Source organism: Rhizobacter sp. (genome assembly GCF_031412495.1).
Lineage (GTDB): Bacteria > Pseudomonadota > Gammaproteobacteria > Burkholderiales > Burkholderiaceae_C > Schlegelella_A.
This window is the reverse complement of sequence record NZ_JANODC010000443.1, coordinates 1-7,236: the sequence shown is the minus strand read 5'-3', so window position 1 is coordinate 7,236 and position 7,236 is coordinate 1. Positions and strand designations below refer to the sequence as shown.

Here is a 7,236-nt window from a genome sequence, read left to right as displayed (position 1 = left end):
CAGACGGCCACGGCTCGTACGGCAAGGAACTCGATCTGGGGCAGGGCCTCGTCGGCCAGTGCGCCTATGACAAGAAAAAGATCCTGCTGACGTCGTCCATTCCGGAGAGCCTGCGCATTGCGTCGGGTCTCACCGAGGTTGCACCGCTGAACGTGCTGGTGCTCCCCATCATCTTCGAAGGGCAGGTCCGCGGCGTGGTGGAACTCGCATCCATCGAGCGCTTCAATCCCACCCACCAGGCGTTCCTCGACCAGCTGACGGAATCGATCGGCATCGTGATCAACACGATCGAAGCCAATATGCGCACGGAAGATCTGCTGACGCAGTCGCAGTCGCTTGCGCAGGAGCTGCAGAGCCGGCAGCAGGAACTCCAGCAGACCAACGAGGAGCTGCAGGAAAAGGCCCGTCTGCTGGTGCACCAGAACCACGAAGTTGAGCGCAAGAACCAGGAAGTCGAGCAGGCGCGCCAGGCGCTCGAAGAAAAGGCCGAACAGCTCGCGCTCACGTCCAAGTACAAGTCCGAGTTCCTGGCCAACATGTCGCACGAATTGCGCACGCCGCTGAACAGCCTGCTGATCCTGTCCGACCAGCTCTGCAAGAACCCGGACGGCAACCTGACCGGCAAGCAGGTCGAGTTCTCGAAGACGATCCACTCGTCCGGCAACGACCTGCTGATGCTGATCAACGACATCCTCGACCTGTCGAAGATCGAGTCGGGAACGGTGGCCGTCGACGTCAGCGAGGTCCGCATCGACGACCTGCACCGCTCGATCGAGCGGAGCTTCCGGCACTTCGCGGAATCCAAGCACCTCGACTTCTCGATCGAGCTCGGCCAGCCGCTGCCGAAGACGCTGGTCACCGACGTCAAGCGGCTGCAGCAGATCATCAAGAACCTGCTATCCAACGCCTTCAAGTTCACGCACCAGGGCGGCGTCTCGTTCCGGGTGGCGACCGTGCAGGAAGGCTGGTCGCCGGACAACGAGGAGCTGCGCCACGCCAGCCAGGTGATCGCCTTCTCGGTCTCGGACACCGGCATCGGCATCTCGCCGGACAAGCAGCAGATCATCTTCGAGGCCTTCCAGCAGGCCGACGGCTCGACCTCGCGCAAGTACGGCGGCACCGGCCTCGGCCTGGCCATCAGCCGCGAGCTGTCGCGCCTGCTCGGCGGCGAGATCCGGCTCGTCAGCCGGCCCGGCTCCGGCAGCACCTTCACGCTCTTCCTGCCGCAGAGCTACAACCCGGCCCGCAACGCGCGCCAGCAGCGCGTCCTGGCACCGGAGGCCGACAAGACGAACGCGCCCCATGCCGTCACCCCTTCCGGGGTCACCGCCCTGCTGCGGCGCGGAGCCTTCACCGGCATGGCCGTGCACCCCAGCGAAGCGGAGGTGGCGGCGGATGCGGACGAGGGCGCGATGTTCGCCAACGTCGCCGGCGACGACCGTGACGAGATCGCCGGCGGCGACCGCGTCCTGCTCGTCGTCGAGAACGACCTCGCCTTCGCCAAGGTCCTGCTCGATGCGGCCCGGCTCGCCGGCTTCAAGGGCCTGGTCAGCACCACCGGCGCCGGCGCGCTGACGATGGCGCGCGAGTTCCACCCGGCGGTCATCACGCTCGACATCTTCCTGCCCGACATGCAGGGCTGGCGCATCCTCGACCGCCTGAAGACCGACGTCGCGACGCGGCACATCCCGATCTGCGTCGTCTCCACCGACGACTCGCGCGACCGTGCCCTGCAGGCCGGCGCGGTCGGCTTCATCGCCAAGCCGCTGCAGTCGCGCGACGCCGTCGACTCGGCCGTCGCCGAGCTGTACGGCTACTGCGAGCGGCCGGCCAGGAAGCTCGTCATCGCCATGCCGCCGGGCCCGCTGCGCGAGCAGCTGGTCGAGACCTTCGACGGCGACGTGGCGACCCTGGTCGCCGAAGGCGCCGAGGCCATCCGTGCTTCGCTGCACGACGCCGATTGCCTGGTGATCGACGATTCGGTCGCCGAGTTCGGGCCCGAGGACGTACTCGAGGCCGCGGAGCGGCGTGCCAGCGTGTTCCAGCTGCCGGTGGTGCTGCACACGGGCGGGCACCGGGCCAGCGAGGCCGGCGTCTGGCGCCAGTCGCACCGCTCGTTCGCCCTGCGCGAGGCGGGCACGCTCGAGTCGATGCTGGCGCAGACCGCCTTCCTGCTCCATCGCAGCCCGGCCTCGATGTCCGAGCACGAGCGCATCGCCGTCGAGGCGATGCACGGCGCGCACCTGGCGCTGCACGGCAAGAAGGCGCTGATCGTCGACGACGACATGCGCAACATCTTCGCCCTCGCGACTGTTCTCGACAACGAAGGCATGGTCATCGTCTCGGCCGACAACGGACGCGAGGCGATCCGCCTCGTCGAGTCGGACCCCGGCATCGACATCGTCCTGATGGACATCATGATGCCGGAGCTCGACGGCATCGCCACGATGCAGGAGATCCGGCGCCTGCCGCGCGGCCGCGAGCTGCCGATGGTCGCGGTCACGGCCAAGGCCATGAAGGGCGACCGGCAGAAGTGCATCGAGGCCGGCGCCTGGGACTACCTGTCGAAACCCGTCGACCCTCTGCACCTTCTTTCGGTGCTGAGGGGCTGGCTGTGCCGCTGAACTCGGAGTTCGACGACCTCGGTGCCGCTGGCGACGACCGCGCCAGCATCCTCATCGTCGACGACCTGCCCGACAAGCTGCTCGTCTTCTCGACCATCCTCGAGGACCTCGGCCACGAACTGGTCTGCGTCCTCTCGGGCGCCGAGGCGCTGAAGGAGGTGCTGAGGCGCGAGTTCGCGGCGATCCTGCTCGACGTCAACATGCCGGACATAGACGGCTTCGAGACGGCCGAGCTGATCCGCCAGTACAAGCGATCCGCGCACACCCCCATCATCTTTATCACCTCCTACGCCGACGAGATGCAGACGATCCGCGGCTACTCGCTGGGCGCCGTCGACTACATCCTGTCGCCCGTGGTGCCGGAGATCCTGCGCTCGAAGGTGAAGGTCTTCGTCGAGCTGCACCTCATGCAGCGTCGCCTGCGCCGGCGTGCCAACGAGCGCGTCGAGCTGGCGGCGGCCGAGGCGGCGCGCCTCGTCGCCGAGGAGAACACGCGCCGCACCGACTTCCTGTCGCAGGCCGGGCGCGTGCTGAGTGCATCGCTCGACATCGAAGTGGCAGCGCGCCGACTCGTCGAGATGCTCGTGCCCCAGTTCGCGCAGCGCGCCACGGTGGCGCTCGGCGACGCGGAGGGTGGCATCGGCTTCGCTCTCGAAGGCCGCAACCGCGGCTACGGACGATGCGAGGTGGACCTGCTGACGGCCGCCGGGCTCGACCCGGCCGAGCACGCTGCGATCCGGGCTGTCCTGGCCGAGCCCGCTGTTCCCCCGCCTGCCGGCGAGGCCGCCGTGCTGCTGCTGCCGCTGGTCACTGCCGGGCGCGCCATCGGCGTGGTGAGAGTCCACCTCGCCGGCCCGGGCGCGGACCGGGTCACGGTCGCCGAGCTCGTCGACCGCGCCGCGCCGGCGCTCGAGAACGCCCGCCTGTACCGCAGCCTGCAGGTCGAGATCGAGGAGCGCCGCGCCGTCGAGGCGCAGCTGCAGGGCTCGAATCGGCGCAAGGACGAGTTTCTGGCCATGCTCTCGCACGAGCTGCGCAACCCCTTGGCGCCGATCCGGACCGCGCTCGAGGTGATCCGCCGCCTCGCCCCGGCCGATCCCAAGCTGACATGGGCGACCGAGGTCACCGGCCGCCAGGTCGTCCATCTCACCCGCCTCGTCGAGGACCTGCTGGACGTCGCCCGCATCAACCAGGGCAAGATCGCCCTGCAGCTCGAGTCGCTCGACCTGCGCGCCGTGCTCGCGCACGCCGTCGAGACGGTGCGGCCGTTCATCGAGTCGCGCCGTCATCACCTCAACAAGGACGTCCCGGACGTCCCGGTGATGCTGCGCGGCGACTTCGCGCGGCTGTCGCAGGTCGTCGCCAACCTCCTCAACAACGCCGCCAAGTACACCGAGGAAGGCGGCTCGATCGAGCTGACGCTGACCCTGCCGTCCGAGGGCCGGGCCCTCATCACGGTGCGCGACAACGGCATGGGCATCGACAGCGACCTGCTGCCCAACGTGTTCGAGATGTTCGAGCAGGGCAAGCAGTCGCTCGACCGCAGCCAGGGCGGCCTCGGCGTCGGCCTGACGCTCGTGCAGCGCCTGGTCGGGCTGCACGACGGCACGGTCCAGGCCTTGAGCGCCGGCGCCGGACGGGGCTCCGAGTTCCGCGTCGTCCTGCCCTGCCTGGCCGAGGTGGGCGATGCGCACGGCGTGGCGGGCGAGGCGGTTCCCGTTGCCCTCCGCGCCGGCTGCAGGATCCTCGTCGTCGACGACAACCGCGATGCCGCCGAGGCCACCTCGGTGCTGCTCGAGCTGAGCGGGCACGAGGTCAAGACCGTGGGCGACGGTCCCGAGGCGCTGGCCTCGGCACCGGTCTATGCGCCGGACGTCGTCCTGCTCGACATCGGCCTGCCCGGGATGGATGGCTACGAGATCGCGGTCCGCCTGCGCCAGGTCGCCGAGACGCGCTCTTCCTGCATCATCGCCCTCACCGGCTACGGCCAGCCGGCCGACCGGGCACGGGCCCGCGCCGCCGGCTTCGACCACCATCTCACCAAGCCGGCCGACCCGGACGAGCTGCTTCGCCTCGTCGAGGGCTGGCTGAGAACGAGCAAGCCGGGTGCCGGAATTGCCTTGGCGGGCCGGGAGGCGAGCAACAGTGCGAACATCGCACCCGGCTGAGGTGGCCGCGCGCGGCAAACGGACGTGACGAGTTGGCAGACGTGAATGACGATGGTGAGGACCACAAGGTCGGCGCCGCCCGGCGGACGCTGGCCTTGCTCCAGGCGCAGGCCGACGCCGTCCGCTCCGACCTGAGCAACCTCCGGCGCGAGTTCGTCAAGGCCCAGCAGGACTTCAACGGCCTGCGCACGGCCCAGCTGATGGAGGTGAACGAGCAGCTGGTCCTGGCCGCCGTGCACGCCGACACGGCCGCGCAGACGGCGGTGAGCAGCCTCGACGAGCTGGCCCGCTTCAGCCAGCACGACGAGCTGACGGGCGCGCCCAACCGTACCCTGATGCTCGACCGCATCGTCAGCGCGCTGTCCATGGCGCAGCGGCGCGGCCACCGCGTCGGCATCCTGTTCATCGACCTCGACGGCTTCAAGCGCATCAACGACACCCTAGGCCACGGCGTCGGCGACCAGGTGCTGCAGATCGCGGCGCGCCGCATGCAGGGCGCGGTGCGCGAGTCGGACACCGTGAGCCGGCACAGCGGCGACGAGTTCCTGGTCCTGCTCGCGGAGATGGCCGAGCCGGCCGACGCCGCGCCGATCGCGGCCAAGATTCTGGCCTCGCTGGCGGCGCCGGCGCGCATCGGGCCGCACAGCCTGCGCCTGTCGGCCAGCATCGGCATCACGGTCTATCCGGAAGACGGCACCGAGCCGGCGGCGCTGATCAATCGCGCCGACGAAGCGATGTACCGGGCCAAGAAGCGCAAGCCGGGCGAGTACGAGTTCTACGAGGAGGAAACCTCGACCACCGGGGGCGGGCGCCTCGACACGCTCGAGCCGCCGGCGGCGCGTCAGCCGCGCCCCGACTTCGCCTTCGCCGAGCACGAGGCGCGCCTGCGCGAGCTGCTCAAGGCCAACCACCAGCTCGTCGGTGCCGCACAGACCTCGCAGCGGCTCAAGAACAATGCCGAGGAGGCGCACCGCCGCCAGATCAACTTCGTGGCGATGGCGGCGCACGCGATGCGCAATCCGCTGGCAGTGATCCGCATGTCGGTGGCCGCGCTCGGCCTGCCGCAGTCCGACGAGACCTTCCGCGCCAGCCAGCACGAGGTCATCAAGCGGCAGGTCGCGCACATGGCGCGCCTCATCGACGACCTGCTCGACGGCTCGCGCGTCGGCGCCGGCGAGTTCCGGCTCGAGCGCAGCATGATCGAGCTGCGCTCCATCGTCGGCCTGTCGGTCGATGCCTGCAGGCATGCGATCGACACCAAGCAGCTGCGCCTGCGAGTGGAGATGCCCTCGCAAGCGACGCCGGTGCATGGCGACCCGCTGCGCCTGACCCAGGTCTTCAGCAACCTGCTCAACAACGCCGCGCGGCGTTCCGCCGAGGGCGGCGAGGTGCTGCTGGCGATGCTGCCCGACGGCGACGAGATCGAGGTCAGCGTCACCGACAAGGGCGTCGGCATCTCGGCCGAGGCGCTGCCCCACATCTTCGACCTGTTCGTGCTCGATACCCACGTCCACGTCGACGACGCCGGTCTCGGCATCGGCCTGGCCGTGGTCGCCGAGCTGGTCAAGGCGCACGGCGGCCGCGTCTGGGCGACGAGCGACGGCCCGGGAACGGGCAGCACCTTTGTCGTCAGGCTGCCGCGCGACGGCAGGCTGGGCGACCGGCGCCGCGACGCTGCTCCGGCTTCGCCGGATCCTTGACCGCCTTCCGCACGTCGAACTCGACGTTGAAGAGCTGGTTGCCCATCGCCGCGACGCGCTCCACCTTCGCTCCTCCCGGGCCCCGACCATGACTGCACGCACGCATCCGCCCTTTCGCGCCGACCATGTCGGCAGCTTCCTGCGCCCGCCGCGCCTGCTCGAGGCGCGCGAGAAGAAGGCGCGCGGCGAGATCACGCCGGAGCAGCTGCGCACGGTCGAGGACGACGCCATCGCCGAGATCGTCGCCTTCCAGGAAAGCGTCGGCCTCAAGAGCGTGACCGACGGCGAGTTCCGCCGGACCTACTTCCACATCGACTTCCTGGAGCAGCTCGGCGGCGTCAAGACCGACATCCCGGTCACGATCGTCAAGCCCGACGGCAGCGAGGAGCTCGCACCGCCCGTCATGCGCGTGGTCGACAAGGTTCGGCACGTGAAGGACATCCAGCGCGCCGACTTCGACTACCTGAAGTCGAAGGTGTCGGCCGGGCACACGCCGAAGGTGACCATTCCGTCGCCGACAATGCTCCACTTCCGCGGCGGCCGCGCCGGCATCAGCCGCCAGCACTACCCGGACCTCGAGCCCTTCTGGCAGGACGTCGCCGACGCCTACGGCGACGAGCTGCGCTCGCTCTCCGCCGCCGGCTGCACCTACGTGCAGATGGACGACACCAACCTGGCCTACCTGTGCGACGACAAGATGCGCGAGGCGGCGCGCTCGCGCGGCGACGACCCCGACGAGCTGCC

At 69.6% G+C, this 7,236-nt stretch carries 4 protein-coding genes; all 4 read left to right on the top strand.

Translation table 11 applies throughout. The features are described from left to right. On the top strand, window positions 1-2,624 hold a 2,624-nt coding region (locus AC30N0_RS16495), incomplete at its 5' end, for a response regulator (RefSeq protein ID WP_489518987.1). Then, complete coding sequence (locus AC30N0_RS16490; protein ID WP_489518986.1) at window positions 2,615-4,792, top strand: hybrid sensor histidine kinase/response regulator; 2,178 nt, start codon at window positions 2,615-2,617, stop codon at window positions 4,790-4,792. The genes AC30N0_RS16495 and AC30N0_RS16490, both read left to right, overlap by 10 nt. Window positions 4,793-4,833: 41 nt before the next feature. Next, a complete protein-coding gene (locus tag AC30N0_RS16485) occupies window positions 4,834-6,492 on the top strand; it encodes a diguanylate cyclase domain-containing protein (RefSeq protein WP_489518985.1) in 1,659 nt (552 codons plus the stop codon). Window positions 6,493-6,580: 88 nt separating this feature from the next. Continuing rightward, window positions 6,581-7,236, top strand: a 656-nt coding sequence (locus tag AC30N0_RS16480; RefSeq protein ID WP_489518984.1) for a uroporphyrinogen decarboxylase/cobalamine-independent methonine synthase family protein, incomplete at its 3' end; no start/stop codon positions are given.